This is a genomic window from Leuconostoc gasicomitatum LMG 18811 (assembly GCF_000196855.1).
Lineage (GTDB): Bacteria > Bacillota > Bacilli > Lactobacillales > Lactobacillaceae > Leuconostoc > Leuconostoc gasicomitatum.
On record NC_014319.1, the window covers coordinates 1284042 to 1303553 of the forward strand.

Consider the following 19512-nt stretch of genomic DNA (forward strand, 5'->3'; position numbering starts at 1 on the left):
TCCCCCTGTTTCAAACATATACAATCTGTATGTACAAAGTCGCTAACATATATTAGCGACTTCTAATAACTTTATTCATGTGTCTCTGTTGGACGTGAATAACGTGCAACATCTGCTAAAATAGCCATCTGAAAATCAATAAATGACATTGTTTGTGTCTTTTCTTCACCGTACTTACGTACTGTCACTGTCTGAGCATCAACTTCAGAATCACCTAATACTAGTGTATATGGGATCTTATTAGTTTGCGCTTCACGAATCAAATAGCCCATCTTTGCTTCCTTGGTTTCTACATTAGCTCGCAATCCCACAGCCTGCAACTTTTTTTGGACACCATCGGCATACTCACCATGCGCACCAAGATTGACAGGAATGATTTGCACTTGCAATGGTGACAACCAGGTTGGAAAAGCACCCTTATACATTTCGATCAAATATGCCGTAAAACGTTCCATTGTGCCTACAATGCCACGGTGTAACATCACTGGCCGATGGTTATCCTGTCCATCGGCACCAATATACGTCAAATCAAAACGTTCAGGCAACAAAAAGTCTAACTGAATTGTCGACATTGTTTCTTCATTACCCAAGGCTGTCTTCGTTTGCACATCCAGCTTTGGACCGTAGAAAGCAGCTTCACCCTCAGCTTCGTAATAATCTAATTTAAGATCATCCATTGCACTTTTGAGTTGCGCTTGTGATTTTTCCCACATTTCGTCATCATCAAAATACTTTTCAGTATTTTTAGGATCGCGATATGATAATCTAAAGCGATAATCTGTGATGTTAAAATCACGATAAACAGCCATCATCATTGTCAAAATAGATTTGAATTCTTCTTCAATTTTTTCTGGTTCAACGAATGTGTGACCATCGTTCAACGTCATTTCACGTACACGAGATAGGCCAGTTAATGCACCAGACTTTTCATAACGATGCATCATGCCAAGCTCAGCAATGCGAATTGGTAATTCACGGTACGAACGTGGCTTGTGCTTGAATACCATAATATGTGATGGGCAATTCATAGGACGTAGCTCTAAAAATTCACCATCTCCCATATCCATTGGTGGAAACATATCTTCACGGTAATGATCCCAATGTCCAGAAGTTTTATACAAGTTCAAGTTTGATAATACAGGGGTGTATACATGTTGATAGCCATTGGCTAATTCTTTGTCAGTAATATAACGTTCAACTTGACGGCGAATCGTTGCCCCATTTGGTAGCCAAACTGGCAATCCAGAACCAACTTCTTGACTTGTAAAAAACAAGTCAAGATCACGACCAATTGTGCGATGATCACGTTCTTTAGCTTCTTCACGACGTGTTACTTCAGCATCAACATCTGCTTGCTTCCATTCCGAGATGCCATATATGCGTTGCATCATTGGATTAGATGATTTACCACGCCAATAAGCACCAGCAACGGATGTTAATTTAAAATGTTTAATCCAACCAGTTGATGGGACTAAGCCACCTTTGTCTAATTCAATATGATCTCCTTGTATAGCAATTGTTAAAATTTCATCCTCAGGCAAATCCGTAATCAATGCTAGTTTGTATGGATCTGCTGCAAACATTTCCAACGCTTCTGCACGTGTAATCTGACGTGATATTATTGGTAAATCTTCTTTAACAATTTTATGCATCATCGCTTCAATTTCAGGAAAATCTTCTACTGAAACCTGATTTCCTGCACCATTGTCGGTATCATAATAAAATCCATTATCAATGAAAGGTCCTACACCAAAATGCATATTGGCAAACTTTGGCATCCGTTTCAAAGCCTGTGCCAAGAGATGCGATGTTGCGTGACGTAGTAATGATAGCGCTTCGGTATCACTTGTGGTAATTAACTGAAAATTACCAGATTCTGGGAGAATATCATTCATACCAACATATGCATCGTTTAGTTTAGCTGATACTGATTTTTTAGCTAAAGATTTTGAGATGCTTTGAGCAACCTCAATTGGTTTTGTCCCATCGGGAAAGACTTTCACTGCCCCATCTGGAAATGTAAGATTAAGTGCTGACATATTATTATTCCTTTCAAATTTTGTAACAAATTGTGAATTTGAGTTAACAACATCATGATAAAAACAAAAACGTCCCTCTAAGTCAATAGACTTAAAGGGACGTTTCACCGTGGTACCACCCAAGTTTAACATGTTTAACCATGCTACTTAAATGACAGCTATCGGTGTCACCCGGATGTTTTTCATTACTTACTCAACCACCACTCAAAGGTAGTCTCTTATGCACAAATCACCCATTTTCACCAAACATGAGCTCTCTTTATCATGTGTACACTTGAGTTGTCCTTATCAACGTTACTGAAAATAATTTTAACACTGTTTTTTCGTTTATGCAACGATTACTTTGGTTCAACTGCTAGTAATAATATCTCAAGCGCATCCTTTGCAAGATCATCATGATCTAAAATACCATTATCAAACGCCATTTTTAAAGCATTATATTGTTCCCGTGTTAATGTCATCTTTTTTCCTCTTTAAAATTGATAATTTTATTATAACTGAACAATTAAAAATAACAAGTTCGCTTTTAAAGCTAAGAACACGTCATTAAAGTCCCAAGTAATATTTTGAAAATAAAGCTGCAACTATTGCTCCTACAAAAGGGGCAATTCCTGGAACAAGTAATCCATATTTAAAATCAGACGTTGCACGATTTTTCCAAGGTAAAATTGTATAGGCTAACCGTGGCCCCATGTCTCGTGCTAAATTCATTGCAAATCCAGTCGTACCACCCATACCCATACCCACGGCCCATACTAAGAAACCAACTGATAACGGCACCATACCAGGTACGTTTCCAGCTCGAGCTGAGATAGCCATAATACTCGTTAAAAATATAAAAGTCGCAAACGCTTCAACAAAAAAGTTACGTGGTAAGTTACGAATTGCTGGCGCAGTTGAAAATATATTTCGTACGATAACGGGATCAATATCTTTTTCTGATAGTTTAAACTGATCAGCATACATCACGTAAACAATCAAAGAGCCCACAATACCACCCAGCACTTCAACAACACTGACTGTTAGAAAATATATCAAATCAATTTTTCCAAGTACAAGCTGTGCCATAGCCATAGCTGGGTTGATAAAAACATCGCCAAAGACAAACAACACAATAGAGATACCAAATCCCCACGTTGTAATGGCAAAAATATGACCCGAACCGTGAAATTTTGTTCGATTCAAAACCTCATCAGCGTGAACGCCAACGCCAAAAATAATCATTAGAGCAGTGCCCATAAATTCGGCCAACAACTGGTGTATCATTTGTAATCTCCTAAGCGGTCGCAAATCTATCAAGTAGTCGCGGTTTTCTACGTTTAATTTCCAGTCTTTATAGTAAGGCCATAAACGGGTGGTGTAAAGGCCTTTTTTCATTTTGTCAACAAATCGTCATATTCGTGCATTATTTCACGAAAACAATAGGTGCAATTATCTGTAAAATCTTTATAATTATAACTATACAATATAAATGGAGGAAATATGTCTATTATACGCATAATTTGAAGGTATACTAGCATAACTCATATTAATCATGGATGCACACGTCGTATATGCAACAATCACCGGTAATAATGAAGATGTTGCTGATATTATCGTTTCAGCCTTCAAAGCTGCTGGTATCAACGTAAAAAAAACAGAAATATCACAAACCGAAGTTGATGAACTCGAGCACACAAATATTGCTGTTATCGTACCCTATACATACGACAATGGTTCTTTACCTGATGAGGGTCTTGATTTTTTTGATGACTTAGCTCAGGCTGATTTAAGTGGTGTTATATACGGTGTTGCTGGGTCAGGTGATATATATTATATGTCTGATTTTGGGCTAGCCGTACCAAAATTTGAAGAACAATTTGCCAAAACAAATGGTATTAAAGGCGCAGATGGTGTTAAAATAAATCTCAGACCAGATGATGCAGATGAAATCACATTAAACACATTTGTAACAAAACTAATTCAAAAGGCGCAAAAATAATTCAAAAAAACACATCTCATGAGCAAACGTCTGTCAATAGACAATCGTTACGAGATGTGTTTTTATATAAACCAATTTTTTAGTCGGCTGTTGTATACACAGCTAAGACATCTTCATTTTCTTCCAATTCATCTATTAATTGCTCTAACTTTTCACGATCGTCATCAGAAATAATCATAGGGTTTTGAGCAATCATGGTCACCTCAGCTTCATCAAAAACATAGCCCGCTTCACTCAAAGTACCTTCAATCGTTTGAAAATCATTAGGTGCCGTATAAATTTCAAAAACTGCATCTTGCGTTTGCACGTCTTCAGCGCCTGCTTCCAGTGCAGCTTCTAAAACAGTATCCTCGTCTAACTCAGAAAATATTTCTCGATCAATAGCCAAATAGCCTTTACGATCAAACTGAAAAGCGACTGAACCCGAAGTTCCTAAAGCACCACCAAAGTGTTTAAACGAATTGCGAATACTTGATACCGTCCGATTAATATTATCCGTTGATGTTTCAACTAACACGGCAACACCAGCCGTACCGTAGCCTTCGTAAGTTACTTCTTCAAATTTTTGACCACCAGCACCTGAAGCTTTATCCAACGCACGCTGAATATTATCTTTTGGCATATTAGCTGACTTAGCTTTTTCAACAACCAGCCGTAGTGATGCATTCATATATGTATCTGCACCACCAGCCTTAGCTGCAACGTACAAATCATGTGCTAACTTTTGAAAAATTTTACCGCGCTTAGCATCTTGGGCGTTTTTACGGCCTTGTATGTTATGCCATTTACTATGTCCTGACATTTTAACATCTCCTTGAAATTATTACTGTGCCTTTAATTCTATCAAAAAAACGCTTACCTTACCAGTTTTTAAAGCAGTAAGTCACGTTTTTAAACAATTATGGCATTAATATTTTTTAATAAGTGTTTCCACCCAATAACTCTAAGTAAAGCATCGCTGAACTGGCAATCAATGCTGCCAAGATATCATCTAGATAAACATTAATACTATCAGTTTTATCATTAATAATACCAATCAAACCTGGCTTGAGATCATCTAGTAGACCATAGTGGACTGTTGCTGCCGCTGAGAACTGTTGTGTAATTGCAATTGCCAATATTTCATCAACATTGTGTCCGTTCGCGTCACGCTGTAAACGCGCTTTGAGTGGTTGCGTATCAGGCATATTTTCTGCTTGTTCATCTAAATACAATGCCGTTAATATAATATCTGCTACTTCATCTTTGTGTAGTACACGTGAAATAGCTGTATTTAATAATACCTCATCAACGGCATCATGATATTTTTCTATTAAAAAGGTACGCGCCCCCTCAGCTATATCATTGATGCTTACACCACGTTGGGCTAATTTTGTAATCCCTGATTCCTGTAAATCTTTCATTTGTAATTATCCCCTTTAGTAGTTTTCATTAACGTAGCGACGCGTTAAAATAACATGCGGAATGTCGTCTAATGCCGTTTTAACATATTCTTGCTGGGTATCACTAAAGTCATTTATCGCTACTAACGTGTACGCATATGCACCTACCGCGCGATTACTTAATTGCTCAATATTAATATCATTATCACCAAAAAACTTTGAAATTTGACTAATCATATTGGGGACATTCTCATGAATAATACCAACACGGTATTTTGTTATAAATGGTTCATCAATGTCTGGATAATTTACTGAATTGATAATATTACCAGTTGTCAGATATTCGTCTAACTGGCGCGCTGCCATCAAGGCACTTGTATCTTCGGCCTCAACCGTTGAACCACCAATATGTGGTGTGATGATGACTTTTGGATGATCAAATAGTGCCTCATCAGCAAAATCTGTGATATAGACCCGTAATTTATCATCATCTAACGCTGCTTTAGCTGCCAAATCATTAACAATGCCACTGCGTGAAAAATTTAATAAAGCAGCTGTTGGTTTCATGAGCGCAATGCTATCACTATCAATAAAAAACTTATTTTTATCAGTTAACGGAATATGCACTGTTATATAATCAGCTTTTTTTAAGACCTCCTGCACATTTTTAGCATGTAAAATGTGCCGATCAATTCGCCAAGCTGTGTTGGCATTTAGTCCAGGATCATAGCCAATTACATCCATGTCTAGTGCTAAAGCAGTATTAGCTACCTTCGAACCAACATTTCCTAGGCCAATAACCCCTAGTGTTTTCCCGGCTAACTCAGTGCCGCGATAGCCACCCTTACTCACTTCTGTACGTAAAGATACATCACCACCACGTGTTTCATTAGCAAAGCCAATTGCCCCAATAACCGGTCGTGCCGCTAAAATTAGTGATGCTAATGTTAATTCTTTAACCGCATTTGCATTACCACCAGGTGTGTTAAACACAACCACGCCGCGCTTTGATAAGTCATCTACTGGAATATTATTGAATCCAGCACCTGCTCGTACAACGGCCCGCACACTAGCGGCAATTTTTTCATTATGCAGATTTTGAGATCGCAAAAGTATCCCTTTTGGACTATCATTTGTATTAATCTCATAATCATGTTGCTTTAAATAATCTAATCCTATGGTACTAATCGCATTATAAGTTTTGATCGTTGTCATGCTTGTTGTTCTACTTTCTGCAAAAATGCAATCAACGCATCTACAGCCGACATCGGTTGTGCGTTGTATAATGATGCTCTAAAACCACCGACTGAACGATGCCCGCTAAGATTAAACAAACCTTCTTCAGTCGCTTGCTTAGCAATAACCTTATCTTTTTCAAGATCACCTGTCGTAAAAACAATATTTGTCAGAGAACGCGCGCGCGCTTCCACTGGTGCAGTATAGAATTCCGACTGATCAAGATAAGCATAAAGACGTTTTGATTTTTCCAAATTGCGACGATACATTTCAGTCACGCCACCTTGTTGTATGACCCAATCGAGCACCAAATTTAAAGTGTATATTGCAAAAACAGGTGATGTATTATACATTGAATTTTTATCAATATGATTTTGATAACGCATCATCGGACCAACCCCAGTAACGTCTTGTTCTGCCAACCAAGATTTTTTAATAATTGCGACAGTAACACCTGCTGGACCTAGATTTTTTTGACCGCCAGCAAAAATCGCATCAAAATCTGATACATGATACGGTTCTGCTAATATATTTGAACTCATATCAGCAACGAGACGTCCAGTTGTTTTGGGTAAATTATTTTGGTGGAAAGTTGCGCCCTCGATCGTATTGTTGGTCACAATATGTAAATAATCGTAAGTCGTTGCATCAAAATCATCAGGTAAAAGCGGCAGCTTTTGATAATACATGTTTTTTGTACTATTTAATGTTGTTACTTTATTACCGAGCTCTCTAGCTGCTTCCACAGCTTTTTGCGCAAAGTTACCTGAATCTAGAAAAGCAATTTCATGGTGATTTGTTGCAAAATTTAATGGCATCATTTCAAATTGAGTGGATCCGCCCCCTTGTAAAAAGACAACAGCATACTCATCTGAAATATGCATTAATTGACGCAATTTATTTTCAGCATCAGTCACAATTGTTTGGAATTGTTTGGAACGATGAGATATTTCAATAATACTCATATGTGTCTGTTCGTTTTTTTCAAACTCCTGTTTAATTTGTGTTATGACCTCTTCTGGCATAACACCTGGTCCAGCAGAAAAATTGTAAGTTGTCATCATGATTTTGTGCCTTTGCACACCCTCCATTTTGTGTTCAATAACAAGATGTTCATGCGTTATATGTATATTTTACGAATACCTCTGATTTTATAAACGTAAATTCAGGTCTATAAGCTAACAAATACATTTTAAAAAGTCTAAAAATACTCAAAAAACTTAACATTAGTCTTTTTAATCCCATTATTTTATATATTACTATATTGGCATTGAAAGTCAATCTTTTATTTTATGAAGGAATCTAGTATAATAAAGCGTGTATTGCCGCTGTGGCGGAACTGGCAGACGCGTACCGTTCAGGTCGATATGAGAGTAATCTCGTGCAGGTTCGATTCCTGTCAGCGGCATATTTGCTGTTTTATCAACGTTGTTGGTAGGACGGCTTTTTTGTTTGTAAACGCTGGTGTCACTGGCGTTTCAGTGTTTAATAACGTCAATCTACATTTAACTAAAAACAATCTTTTCGCATGTTAGTGCTACAAAAGGGCTACAAAACTGACCACCACAGCCTAAATAGTTAATTGTCCTTTTTTGTAAGAATTTATAAAAAAGTGTATCATTTTCTTAATGTGCTTATATTGTTACATAGTCGTCATATAAATACGTTATATTACAATTAAATAATAACAACATGGGGAGGTCCATCATATGCGGCGTTCTAAACCTCAATTTCACATTAAATGGTGGCGCATCATTAGTTGGCTCTATTTAATTAGTTTATTACTTTATGGTATTTACACAATTGCAACTAATTTACGTCATTGGTAAATTCAAAATTTTGTATATACAATATATTTCCCAGACTTATTCCAATGTAGCGTATAATAAAACATTATGAATAATTCAAATAGACGTATGAGCCCGTCCGAAATCAAAGAACAACTGTCAAAATCAAATTCCACTATCGGTGAAATGATCCGTTTTGTTTTTGGATCTGTTTTAAAGCGCCGTGGCCTTGTCATTCTAAATGTTTTTTTGCTGACTATTATGGCAGGGTTAAATTTCATGGTGCCACAATTCACAAAAAATATCATTGACCATGTATTACCTCAAAATAATCAATATGCATTATACAGTAACATTTTTTGGTTACTCATAACCACTCTAATTCTTGGCACAATCACATTTTTCTCTACCTATATGATGCAAATTTTATCACAACGCGCCATTACGGATTTACGTATTAAAACATACAATGACATACTTAAACAAGATTATGCTTTTTTTCAAGACACGAAAACTGGCGATTTAATGGTCCGATTAACCAGTGATATCAGTAATCTTCAAATGTTAATTAGTTCCAATACGTTTAGCATTATTGGTAACATTTTCACCTTTATTGGTGTTCTAACTTTCTTATTTGTTCAGAATTGGCACTTAGCCTTGCTTGTCTCAATAACGTTCCCAATTTTATTTGTGACTATTCGATTTTTCCGTAGCCGTATTCGTGAATCTTACTCAAATGTACGTTATGCACAAAGTAAAATTAATAATCAGCTGCAAGCGACACTGACAGAAATTGAATTAATCAAATCCTATACATCAGAAAATTCCGAAACGGACAAATTTAAAGCCATTGCTAACGAATCAAACAACTATTCCTTAACAGCTACCAAATGGCAAGCTATTTTCCAACCTTTAATCACGCTAATTAACACAATTGGCACAGCAATTGTATTATTATTTGGTTCATTATTTGTTATGCGCGGTACCATGACTGTCGGTGATTTAGTCGCCTATATTGCTTATGTCACTATGCTACAAGATCCTATTCGATCCTTTTCTATGTTAATGAACGTTTTTCAAACCGCACAAGTCTCGTACGATCGTATAAAAAACATTTTAAGTTACCAGCCAAGCATTCTAGAGGTAAAAGAACCGGTAGATTTTCCTAACCCTTTAAAAACAGGTATCACTTTACAACAGGTGACGTTTGAATACGATGTGGAAACTAATCCTGCCTTAAATCATGTTTCTTTTACCATACCAAGTGGTAAAACAACAGCTCTAGTTGGTCGTTCTGGTTCGGGTAAATCAACTATTACTAAACTGCTCACTCGTATGTATGATCGTTCAGCCGGTGATATGACGTTTGATGGGATAGATATTAAGCAGTTCAATCTGTCCAACTTACGTCAAAATATTGCCGTGGTCAGTCAAGATGTTACAATTGTTGACGGCACTATAGCTGATAATATTACATATGGCACCGAAAATGTGACTCAAAATAACATTTGGCAAGCAGCGCAACAAGCAGACATTGCTGATTTTATCAGACAATTACCACATCAATTAAATACTGAAGTTGGTGAACGTGGTGTTAAACTATCTGGCGGACAAAAACAGCGCCTATCTATTGCACGCGCTTTATTAAAAAATGCGCCGATTGTGATTCTAGACGAAGCCACTGCTGCATTAGATAATGAGTCCGAAAAAGCAATTCAACATGCATTAGATAATTTAATGGTCGCAAAAACTGCAATTGTGATTGCACATAGACTGAGTACAATCCACAAAGCAGATCAAATTATTGTGATGAATGCAGGACAAGTTGCAGAAATAGGCACACATCAAAGCCTTTTGGCTGATAATGGTATTTATAGGCATCTATACGATGCACAATTTGAATAAAAAATGACAAAAAAAGAACTTTTCAACTTAATGACAACATACAACTCAAGAATGGCTTCACTTAAATTTTATGATATGGCTGACCGATACATATTAATAATCGGTGATCATCACTTCGATCTAAGTGACCATACTGCTGAAAATCTAATAGCCGATTTAGCGGACCATGCTTGTGCAACTATTACTAATCATAACCGGCATAAATCTGTTAAAATAACAAAATAAGAAGCGATATACAATATATATTGTATATCGCTTCTTATTTTTTCAAACAGTAATAACTTATTTATGATAATGCCTGTGCCGCAGTAATAATTGCGACCTTATAAACATCTTCCTCATTAGCACCACGCGATAAATCAGATACCGGCTTAGCTAATCCTTGCAAAATTGGCCCAATGGCCTCGTAACCGCCTAAGCGCTGAGCGATTTTATAGCCAATATTACCTGATTCTAAACTTGGAAAAATAAACGTATTAGCATGCCCAGCAACATTTGATTCTGGCGCTTTGGCAATACCAACACTTGCAACAAATGCCGCATCAAATTGTAATTCACCGTCAATTTGATTGGCTAATTCTGGTGCCATTTCTTTAGCTAATTTAGTTGCTTCAACTACCTTATCAACCAATGGTGATTTGGCTGAACCCTTAGTTGAAAATGATAGCATAGCAACTTTTGGTTCAATGTCAAACACCTTAGCCGTTTGTGCTGATTGAATCGCAATTTCCGCCATTGCTGATGCATCAACATTAATATTGATTGCAGCATCTGAAAAAACATACCGCTCATCACCTTTTTGCATGATAAAAGCACCTGAAATACGTGATGACCCTGGTGCTGTCTTGATGATTTGTAACGCTGGTCTGACCGTGTCACCAGTCGGATGTGTTGCCCCTGAAACCATGCCATCTGCTTTACCAGTATAGACTAACATTGTGCCAAAATAATTAACATCTTGTAACCATTTTTCGGCTGTTTCAGCATCAGTTTTGCCTTTACGACGTTCTACTAATGATGCATTTAATTTTGCTAAAGCATTCACATCATATTTTAATGGATCAATCACTGACAGATTCGACAAATCATAATGATACTTAATGGCAGTAGCATTTATAGCATTTTCATTGCCTAATAAAATTGGCTTAATTAAACCCTCATTGGCTAATCTGACAGCCGCACCTTGAATGCGAGCATCTTCCCCTTCAGGGAAAACAATCACTTTATTTTGTCCACTTATTTTTTGCTTTAATTGTTCAAATAATTCAACCAAAATACTTCCTCCAACGTGTTTAAAAAAAACACCTTTTAATTTAATTTACAAGTTCATTGTAACAGAACAATTGGTATTTGTCTGCGGTTTCATCATTTTTTGTGATTTATTTCACTCAGTTTAACCAGTCAATGGTCGCTCGTCCGTTTGCCTTTAAAAAGTCATTGGCTTGCGAGAAAGGTTGACTACCAAAAAAACCACGGTATGCTGATAAGGGACTAGGATGTACTGCCACCAGAACTAAATGTTTTGATTCATCAATCAATCGCCGCTTAGATTGTGCATATTTACCCCACAAAATAAATACTTTAGGTGCATCATCGTCAGACGCAATTTGAATAATAGCATCAGTTAACGGTTCCCAGACCTGTCCAGCATGTGCATTTGCACGTCCTTTTGGCACAGTTAGAACAGCATTTAGTAGAAGTACCCCTTGTGTTGTCCATGATGTTAAATCATGAGATGAACGATCACCAATATCAGTAGCTAGTTCTTTTAAAATGTTACGTAACGATGGTGGTGCCAATACATCATCAGGAACTGAAAAACTTAAACCTTGTGCTTGATTAACTTCATGATAAGGATCTTGTCCCATGATGATCACTTTAGTATTTTTTAAAGATGTCGCAACTAGCGCCGAAAATACCCTATCACGTGGTGGAAAAACGATCTCAGTTTGGTAGACAGTATCCAAAAAACACTGAATATCTTTGATTTGCCCATTTGTCAGTTTTGCTTTAACGTATGGTGCCCAGGTTGTATGCGATAGTGGCATATTTAATCTTCTTTCGTGGTAAAATTAGTGTCAAGAGGCGATTATGACAAAATACTATCTCCGACAAAGACACAGCATAGACGACGGCGTAAACATCGTGTTTGATGAAAATTTTCAAGCGAGCTATTTAGTATCTGGTCGAACAGGTAAAAAGCACGACGAATTACATGTTCAAGATATGTCCGGTAACGTGCTTGTCCGTATTGAGCAGACATCATTTGGTATATTACCACGTTTTTCGTTAAAATACCGTGGTCATATCGTTGGTTCAATTAGTTTTACTTTAGGCCATTTAGGTGACATTGTCTACATTCGTCATCTCGGCTGGCTAATATCGGGTAATTTTATTGCTGGTCGCTACATCACCACTCATAATACCAAAAAATTGCTCAGTGTCAAACCCGAGTTACGTCAAGATGGCATTTATACCCAACTTAAAATCACATTTGACTCTCAGGCACCCGTCCATATTGCTATTGCTGCTTTACTAGACATTTGGGGGACAAAATCTAATCCGTTAACAAGGATCAAATGGCTTCCTGGACAAAATGATTCGTATGAATTGACGTCATAACCGTTATTTTTATAATTGTAACAAGTTATTTAATTATATCTAAATTAGTTTCCTCTATAGCATTAAAACATGTTTCACTTGGATATTGGAAAATCTAAAAGCCAACTTATCAATTATTCATTCTATTAACAATTGTCCACTACCAAAAAATGCTGTCGTTTTAATCAAATCATTACTATTACAGTGATGATTTTTTTAATTGCTAATTAGCCATGATCACTAATATTATTTTCAAAAAAATGTTTGGTTTTAATTTCTTGACTAATAATGGGTAACATGCTTTTCAGAACGCTTGGCTGGTTCATAGCATATAAATGAATCCCGTCTACGCCATGATCTAATAACTCTTGAATTTGTTTGAGTGCATATTCGATGCCCGCTTTTTTTAAATCTTCCGAATTGTCTTCATATTTATGAACAATGTTAACCAACTCTGTCGGTAATGGTGACCCAATCATATGTGTCACACGTTCAATCTGTGTTTTACTAATGATTGGCATCACACCAGCAGACACTGGCACTTTAATATAATTATTTTTTAATCTTTCTTGCATGTTATAATACATATCATTGTCAAAGAAAAATTGAGAAATCAAAAAATCAGCGCCACTGGCAATTTTTTCTTTAGTGCCGGCTATACTAATACCGGTAATTGGATTGCCAGTATAACCTTCTGGGTAAATTGCTGCCCCAACATTAAAATCACGCAATTGTTTAATACCATAAATTAAATCTTTAGCATAAGGATAGTTGACATTAACATAAGTTTTATCTCCTAAATCACCACGCAAAGCCAGTATATTTTCGATATTTGCTTGTTCAACTTTGGCAAGAATATCTCGTAAACTTTCTGGCGTTTGATTCACACCAGTTAAATGATGCAGCGCAGTAACACCTAAATGCGTTTGGATATATTGTGCTAAATTGCATGTCTTTGTATTATCACCTAATCCGCCGGCACCATATGTCACACTGATATAGTCAACGCCTAATTTTTGTGGGTTAACTTCATCCAAAGTGCGATAAAGTAATTCAATACCGGTCTCTTTTTTGGGTGGAAAAATTTCAAATGACAGTACTGGTGCTGACTTCGTATAATATATTTTAGATATTTTAGTCATCTTCTCGTCCTTATTATTATTGTTTTCAACCTGTCGAATTAGACCATAATACCATATACTACATTGTAACTTTTCAAGAACACATTGGTTACAATATATCACTATGTCAGTAATATATTTTTAAATCAATTATTATCATCGACCCGCTTGATTGACGATACAAATTATCGCTTCGTGCTTATAATGGCCAGAGCTATTTCATTAATATCCTCAGGACTTGTTCTGCAGCAACCACCAATTAAACTAGCCCCAGCAGCCAGCCACACTGGTACTAATTCATCCCAGTTAATTGGTCCATGTTGACTAACCCAACGTTTAGTTGCTGGATCATAATCATCGCCGGCATTAGGATAAACAACTATTTTTTTACTTGTATTTGGTGTGATATTTTTTAAAGCTGGTAAAATATTTTGAGGCGAGGTGCAGTTGACTCCAATAGCTTTAATTTGGCTAATCGATTCAAAATAAGCAACCGCTTCTGATAGTGGCGTACCATCCCACAAATGATCGCCATTTTCTGTGGCAAACGATAAATACGCATCAACAGACGGGAACTCTTGTTGTAGTAAGTGTCCCAAGGCCTTAGTCTCATCAAAATTCGGCATCGTTTCCAAGGCAAGTACATTCACCCCATCAGCAATTAAACGAGCAATACGAGGCCGATGAAATGTTTGATATTCAGATTCTGATAAATGATAATCACCAGTATACTCAGCACCATTTGCCAGATAAGCACCATAAGGTCCAACCGATCCCGCGATTAAACCATCACTTCGATTAGAATTTTCAAGACCACGCTTAGCTAAATTGACAGCTGAGTCTATAAGTTCATATGCTTTTTTGTCACTTAATCCCTGATCCGTAAAAGATTTTACATGTGCTTGGTAGGTATCAGTAATCGCTAACGAAGCCCCAGCGTTAAAATAATTTTTATGAATTTCACAAATATTCTCTGGTGATTGAACCAATGCCGAAGCAGACCACCAGCTATTATTCACATCAATCTGTCGCTTTTCAAGCTCACTACCCATCCCACCATCTAATATAACTACCCCTGATTCAATATATGATTCAAACTTTGTCATGCCAATTCTCCTACTTTATTTTTTGGTCACTGTTACTGTTGACCCATGTCGCTTTGGCCACCACTTAAACTTTAAATAATAATAACCATATACTAAAATTATAAATGGTATTGACCATAACAGCGCTGCTCGTTGATCAGGATCAAAAATAACCAAAATAATTGACAACGATGAACCAATAAATCCCGCTAGTGGCAAAAGTGGATAGGCCCATTTTGGATAACGTAATTCTTGGGTTCGCTTTTCACGTTTTAGTAGTTGATAATACTTATAGTGTGACCAACTAATCGCTACCCAAACAAACACCACCGCTAATCCTGAAACTTCTACTAATATGAGATACAATGACCCTGCAGCCATAAAACTTGAACCTAGAGCTAAAATCCCTCCCACAAGGCTTGCCAAGAGTGCTCTAATTGGAATACCATTTTTATTTACTTTTTCAAATTTGTTAGAAATTAATCCTTCATGACTCAATGACCACAACATACGTGTCGAAGCATATAGACCTGAGTTAGCCATTGAAATGATACCAGTTAAAATGACAAAATTCATGATATCTGCGGCATAAGGTATGCCAATCATACTAAATACTGTGACAAATGGACTTTGAGTAACAGCCGCTTTTTCGTAAGGAATAATTGCTGCCAAAATAGTAATACTACCAATGAAGAAAATAACTTGACGCCACCAAACTGCTTTTATTGCTTTAGCTATGGCACGACTTGGATCTGCAGCTTCACCAGCTGTAATGGCCATCAGTTCGGTGCCACTAAAGGCAAAATTAACCGCTAACATTGTTGTAAATACAGCGCCAATGCCATTTGGAAAAATGCCATGACTGAAAATATTTTGAAAGCCAACATGTTGCGTTTGACTAGAATGTAACCTACCCGTTAGAATTAATACGCCAATGATCAGAAATGCGACAATGGCAACAACCTTAATAGCAGCTAACCAATATTCACTTTCACCAAATATTTTAACTGAAAATATATTACTCAATAAAATAATAACCAGAAATACACCGGAAAATGCCCACACAGGAATATTTGGAAACCATCTTTGCATAATAATACCTGATGCAGTAAATTCAGACCCTAAAGCAATGGTCCATGTTAGCCAATAAGAGATAGCAACGAAAAATCCAGTGGCTGGCCCTATTAACTTTTGTGCATGATAATGAAATGCACCTGTTTGTGGCATCGCAATTGATAATTCAGCCACACTTAGCATCACTAAATAGACTAAAACTGCACCCACAGAATACGCTAAAATTGTGCCAACAGCTCCTGCTGTGTGAATTGTGTAAGCAGATGACAAAAATAACCCTGTCCCAATACCACTGGCTAAGCCAATCATTTGTATTTGCCGTGCTGTCATTGCACGTTTTAATTTTCCTGCCATCATATCCTCGATCCAGTTCATTTAATTGTAACCAATTACTAAAACGATAAAAACAAAAAAATCCCGCAGTTTGAACTTAATCAAACTGCGGGACGACTTATCGTGTTACCACCCGGTATTTGTATGTTTAAAAACATACCTCATACAATCGCTATGATTTAAAAAAAACTAAAACATAGGAATTATTGTTGCTATAACGGGCACACCCGGTCATTGCTCACAACGCATTAACGTATGCTCACCATGGCGTATCTCTCCAAGACCATTTTCATATAATCACGCAATCTACTTTCACCAAACATAGATTCTCTTAGTGTGCTCATGATATTACTTATCTCTTCACTGTTGACAATATAATAACAACTTTATATAGCTATGTCAAATTGTTTTATTATATCCATGCTATTTTTAGCAAGAATTTTTCTCCAAAAAACGATTTTAAATATTTAATTAAATCATTTCCAAATGCAATTGTTCTGGTTTTGCCCAACCCATTTTACGCATGAAACGATATCCAATAAAAGATACAATAATTGGCACACCAACACCTACGATCATATAAGCAGCAAATGCAGCGGGATTTGATCCTGCCAATGCCAATGGCACGATAAATGAGTTAAAACCAATACCAGCCATTGCGAATGGTGCAGTAACATTAAATGCGATTGTTGCAATTGGCGCGGCAATTGCAGCACCAATCATTGGCGGAATAATCAATGCGGGGTTTTCTGTCAAATTAGGAAACTGAATTTTCGGTGTCACAATACCTTGTGCGATCGTTGCACCAATTTTATTCTCTTGAAATGACATTGCAGGAAAACCAACGAACACAGCTGTTGTTCCGATTAATATTGCGCCTGCAGCTTGAGGTGATGTCACGCCAGTTGCACCAATTGCCACAGCCAAGGCTGCTGCAGAAGCAGGTGTCATTGTCATAGCCCCAAACACCATCGCAACTATCGCAGTGCCAATAATTGGGTTGATAGCAACACTAGAAGCAATAAACTTTCCAACTGCAACTAATGCTGGCGTTGTCACTGCTGCCAAATAATAGCCTGACACTGTACCAACAATTGTCGTTGCAGCCGGAACAATTACCATATCCAATGGTGTTTTACCACTCAACCACTTACCAAATAATACAGCAATAACACCAGCAATAACAGCCGAAATAGGTTGTCCAGTAGTCATCACAGCTGAACCAGCAGCTTGCGCACCTGCATACCCAGTTGCCGTTACACCTTGCACAGCTTTATCGGTGAAAAAAACAGCGTTGGCACCAACCGTTGACGCAGCCATTGCACTAAACATAACCATTGTATTTGTCTTCATTTGTGATGCAATTGCGGCGCCAAATGCAGCCGGCAACATAATTTTAGTAATTGCCCCCATTTGAACCATCGGTGCCCAATTGATAAACCCTGCTATTGTTTGCAACAACAACCCCATGCCTAAAGTAACCAAAATAGCATTTGAAACAGCCGCACTGACTTTATAAACCGTGTCACGAATTGACTCTTTTGATTCATTGACTTTGCCCTTAATATTTTCTGCTTCAACCTGACGTACATTTGATATTGCGTTTTGTGCCATAATTCTAATCTCCTTTTAATATGTGCTTAAGTTCAATTTACACTTCAGTTGAGCAATACAATCATTGGAGAAAAAGAAAAACGCCCCAACGATTGCTCGTTAGGACGTTTTCACGTCATATTCCTAACCAGCTACATAAACTTACTTTTAAAGTCTAGTAGCTGATCTTGCTCAAATAACAACCAACTAGACTCAAATGAGAAGGAGGTTGAGGAGAAGTGCACTGTTCACTTGTTTATAAAAAGCTTTAATCATGTTATCTCTCCTTATTACTGAGCAATTACTTGCTTACTTCTTGATGTGTAATACTATACAGATATAAATTTAAAATGTCAATAGTTTTATTTTTATCATTATAAATACATAAAAAAGATTGATGTTATCATCAATCTTTTAATCCTAAATTACATTGTTCCAAACAATCGATCACCAGCATCGCCTAGTCCTGGAATAATATACCCGTTCTTATCCAAGCCATCATCTAATGATCCCGTATAAATATCAACGTCAGGATGGGCCTCTTGCACTGCCTTAACCCCTTCAGGTGCTGAAACCAAAGTAATCAATTTAATATGTTTGGCACCACGCTTTTTCAAAGCAACAATAGCATCTTTTGCTGAACCACCAGTAGCAAGCATTGGATCAACTAGTAACACATCACGCTGATCAATATCTTCTGGTAATTTAATAAAGTATTCTACTGGTTCCAAGGTTTCTTCATCACGGTACATACCGATATGCCCAATTTTTGCTGCAGGAATCAATTGTACAATCCCATCTACCATTCCTAATCCAGCACGCAAAATAGGTACAACAGCAAGTTTTTTACCTGCTAGTTGCTTTTTTGTCGTTGTCGCCACAGGTGTTTGCACAACAACATCTTCCAACTGCAAATCACGACTTGCTTCATATGTCATAAGCATTGCAATTTCATCAACAAGTGCTCGGAAATCTTTTGTCCCGACATTCTTATTACGAATCATTGTTAGTTTATGCTGAATCAATGGATGATCCATTTCGATAAATTTTCCCATAATGTTTATATTAAGCGTGTAAAATGTAAATTACGACGCATTTCCTTTCAAATTAATTTATCTACTTCATTATAGCAAAAAATCCTCCTACAAAGTAACAACGCTAACGATAGCTTATTGAAATTTTTTCTGTTAACCAACTGACATTATCTTAATTACGAGATTTTAGCATAAAATCTGTCGTTCTCAATAATACTGAAAAATACTAATTATAAATCAGGATTACCGTCATGTCTTGGATATTTTGGTATCATAGATGAAACGATAATTCCCATTTCTAAAAACCAAGTGTTACTAATCCTAAATTATCACCAGATAGT

Annotated in this window: 17 protein-coding genes and 1 tRNA gene; 4 read left to right on the forward strand and 14 right to left on the reverse strand. The window is 36.9% G+C overall.

What is annotated here, in order from left to right; all coding sequences use genetic code 11:
* Nucleotides 1-71 precede the first annotated feature (71 nt).
* The 3 genes from thrS to larD form a co-directional block, all read right to left on the reverse strand.
* Nucleotides 72-2039: a threonine--tRNA ligase gene (gene thrS / locus LEGAS_RS06170; RefSeq protein WP_013231725.1), complete on the reverse strand. Its 1968-nt coding sequence runs from the start codon at nucleotides 2037-2039 to the stop codon at nucleotides 72-74.
* 338 nt (nucleotides 2040-2377) lie between these two features.
* Nucleotides 2378-2500, reverse strand: coding sequence for a hypothetical protein (locus LEGAS_RS10260; RefSeq protein WP_013231726.1), 123 nt, complete (start codon nucleotides 2498-2500; stop codon nucleotides 2378-2380).
* A gap of 85 nt (nucleotides 2501-2585) precedes the next feature.
* A complete protein-coding gene (larD, locus tag LEGAS_RS06175) occupies nucleotides 2586-3305 on the reverse strand; it encodes a D/L-lactic acid transporter LarD (RefSeq protein ID WP_013231727.1) in 720 nt (239 codons plus the stop codon).
* A gap of 268 nt (nucleotides 3306-3573) precedes the next feature.
* On the opposite strand from larD, the gene LEGAS_RS06180 reads away from it, so the two are divergent.
* Nucleotides 3574-4020, forward strand: a complete 447-nt coding sequence (locus LEGAS_RS06180; protein WP_013231728.1) for a flavodoxin domain-containing protein — start codon at nucleotides 3574-3576, stop codon at nucleotides 4018-4020.
* 79 nt (nucleotides 4021-4099) lie between these two features.
* On the opposite strand, the gene LEGAS_RS06185 is transcribed toward LEGAS_RS06180, so the two are convergent.
* From LEGAS_RS06185 to serC, 4 genes are all read right to left on the reverse strand, one after another.
* Entirely contained in the window at nucleotides 4100-4822 is a 723-nt protein-coding gene (locus tag LEGAS_RS06185) for a YebC/PmpR family DNA-binding transcriptional regulator (RefSeq protein WP_010384932.1), read from the reverse strand.
* 115 nt (nucleotides 4823-4937) lie between these two features.
* Entirely contained in the window at nucleotides 4938-5423 is a 486-nt protein-coding gene (locus LEGAS_RS06190; RefSeq protein WP_010384930.1) for a phosphatidylglycerophosphatase A family protein, read from the reverse strand.
* Nucleotides 5424-5438: 15 nt separating this feature from the next.
* Complete coding sequence (locus tag LEGAS_RS06195) at nucleotides 5439-6617, reverse strand: 3-phosphoglycerate dehydrogenase family protein (RefSeq protein ID WP_013231729.1); 1179 nt, start codon at nucleotides 6615-6617, stop codon at nucleotides 5439-5441.
* On the reverse strand, nucleotides 6614-7699 hold the full coding sequence (gene serC, locus LEGAS_RS06200; protein WP_180384623.1) for a 3-phosphoserine/phosphohydroxythreonine transaminase: 1086 nt from the start codon (nucleotides 7697-7699) through the stop codon (nucleotides 6614-6616). The genes LEGAS_RS06195 and serC overlap by 4 nt, the downstream gene beginning before the upstream one ends.
* Nucleotides 7700-7962: 263 nt before the next feature.
* Here serC and LEGAS_RS06205 point away from each other — a divergent pair.
* Nucleotides 7963-8046, forward strand: a tRNA-Leu gene (locus LEGAS_RS06205).
* Between the two features lie 487 nt (nucleotides 8047-8533).
* Complete coding sequence (locus tag LEGAS_RS06210) at nucleotides 8534-10330, forward strand: ABC transporter ATP-binding protein (RefSeq protein WP_041771740.1); 1797 nt, start codon at nucleotides 8534-8536, stop codon at nucleotides 10328-10330.
* Nucleotides 10331-10616: 286 nt separating this feature from the next.
* On the opposite strand, the gene pta is transcribed toward LEGAS_RS06210, so the two are convergent.
* Both pta and LEGAS_RS06225 read right to left on the reverse strand, forming a co-directional pair.
* A complete protein-coding gene (gene pta / locus LEGAS_RS06220; RefSeq protein ID WP_010383410.1) occupies nucleotides 10617-11603 on the reverse strand; it encodes a phosphate acetyltransferase in 987 nt (328 codons plus the stop codon).
* Between the two features lie 115 nt (nucleotides 11604-11718).
* Nucleotides 11719-12378 (reverse strand): uracil-DNA glycosylase, encoded by a 660-nt coding sequence (locus LEGAS_RS06225; protein WP_013231731.1) that lies wholly within the window; start codon nucleotides 12376-12378, stop codon nucleotides 11719-11721.
* A gap of 43 nt (nucleotides 12379-12421) precedes the next feature.
* Between LEGAS_RS06225 and LEGAS_RS06230 the strand changes: the two genes are divergently transcribed.
* A complete protein-coding gene (locus LEGAS_RS06230) occupies nucleotides 12422-12952 on the forward strand; it encodes an LURP-one-related/scramblase family protein (RefSeq protein WP_013231732.1) in 531 nt (176 codons plus the stop codon).
* 206 nt (nucleotides 12953-13158) lie between these two features.
* Here LEGAS_RS06230 and LEGAS_RS06235 read toward each other — a convergent pair whose 3' ends face one another.
* The 5 genes from LEGAS_RS06235 to upp form a co-directional block, all read right to left on the reverse strand.
* Complete coding sequence (locus tag LEGAS_RS06235; protein WP_013231733.1) at nucleotides 13159-14073, reverse strand: methylenetetrahydrofolate reductase; 915 nt, start codon at nucleotides 14071-14073, stop codon at nucleotides 13159-13161.
* Nucleotides 14074-14237: 164 nt separating this feature from the next.
* Nucleotides 14238-15158, reverse strand: coding sequence for a homocysteine S-methyltransferase (mmuM, locus tag LEGAS_RS06240; RefSeq protein ID WP_010388425.1), 921 nt, complete (start codon nucleotides 15156-15158; stop codon nucleotides 14238-14240).
* A gap of 15 nt (nucleotides 15159-15173) precedes the next feature.
* The gene (locus tag LEGAS_RS06245; protein ID WP_010388426.1) at nucleotides 15174-16565 is read right to left on the reverse strand and encodes an amino acid permease; all 1392 of its coding nucleotides are present in this window, start codon (nucleotides 16563-16565) and stop codon (nucleotides 15174-15176) included.
* 450 nt (nucleotides 16566-17015) lie between these two features.
* Nucleotides 17016-18158, reverse strand: a complete 1143-nt coding sequence (locus LEGAS_RS06250) for a PTS sugar transporter subunit IIC (protein WP_010390925.1) — start codon at nucleotides 18156-18158, stop codon at nucleotides 17016-17018.
* 404 nt (nucleotides 18159-18562) lie between these two features.
* Nucleotides 18563-19192: a uracil phosphoribosyltransferase gene (upp, locus tag LEGAS_RS06255; RefSeq protein ID WP_010390927.1), complete on the reverse strand. Its 630-nt coding sequence runs from the start codon at nucleotides 19190-19192 to the stop codon at nucleotides 18563-18565.
* Between the last annotated feature and the right edge of the window lie 320 nt (nucleotides 19193-19512).

Coding starts and splice junctions, on each gene's coding strand:
- thrS (WP_013231725.1), bottom strand. CDS start 2,039: ATGTCAGCACTTAATCTTACATTTCCAGATGGGGCAGTGAAAGTCTTT.
- LEGAS_RS10260 (WP_013231726.1), bottom strand. CDS start 2,500: ATGACATTAACACGGGAACAATATAATGCTTTAAAAATGGCGTTTGAT.
- larD (WP_013231727.1), bottom strand. CDS start 3,305: ATGATACACCAGTTGTTGGCCGAATTTATGGGCACTGCTCTAATGATT.
- LEGAS_RS06180 (WP_013231728.1), top strand. CDS start 3,574: ATGGATGCACACGTCGTATATGCAACAATCACCGGTAATAATGAAGAT.
- LEGAS_RS06185 (WP_010384932.1), bottom strand. CDS start 4,822: ATGTCAGGACATAGTAAATGGCATAACATACAAGGCCGTAAAAACGCC.
- LEGAS_RS06190 (WP_010384930.1), bottom strand. CDS start 5,423: ATGAAAGATTTACAGGAATCAGGGATTACAAAATTAGCCCAACGTGGT.
- LEGAS_RS06195 (WP_013231729.1), bottom strand. CDS start 6,617: ATGACAACGATCAAAACTTATAATGCGATTAGTACCATAGGATTAGAT.
- serC (WP_180384623.1), bottom strand. CDS start 7,699: ATGACAACTTACAATTTTTCTGCTGGACCAGGTGTTATGCCAGAAGAG.
- LEGAS_RS06210 (WP_041771740.1), top strand. CDS start 8,534: ATGAATAATTCAAATAGACGTATGAGCCCGTCCGAAATCAAAGAACAA.
- LEGAS_RS06225 (WP_013231731.1), bottom strand. CDS start 12,378: ATGCCACTATCGCATACAACCTGGGCACCATACGTTAAAGCAAAACTG.
- LEGAS_RS06230 (WP_013231732.1), top strand. CDS start 12,422: ATGACAAAATACTATCTCCGACAAAGACACAGCATAGACGACGGCGTA.
- LEGAS_RS06235 (WP_013231733.1), bottom strand. CDS start 14,073: ATGACTAAAATATCTAAAATATATTATACGAAGTCAGCACCAGTACTG.
- mmuM (WP_010388425.1), bottom strand. CDS start 15,158: ATGACAAAGTTTGAATCATATATTGAATCAGGGGTAGTTATATTAGAT.
- LEGAS_RS06245 (WP_010388426.1), bottom strand. CDS start 16,565: ATGGCAGGAAAATTAAAACGTGCAATGACAGCACGGCAAATACAAATG.
- LEGAS_RS06250 (WP_010390925.1), bottom strand. CDS start 18,158: ATGGCACAAAACGCAATATCAAATGTACGTCAGGTTGAAGCAGAAAAT.
- upp (WP_010390927.1), bottom strand. CDS start 19,192: ATGGGAAAATTTATCGAAATGGATCATCCATTGATTCAGCATAAACTA.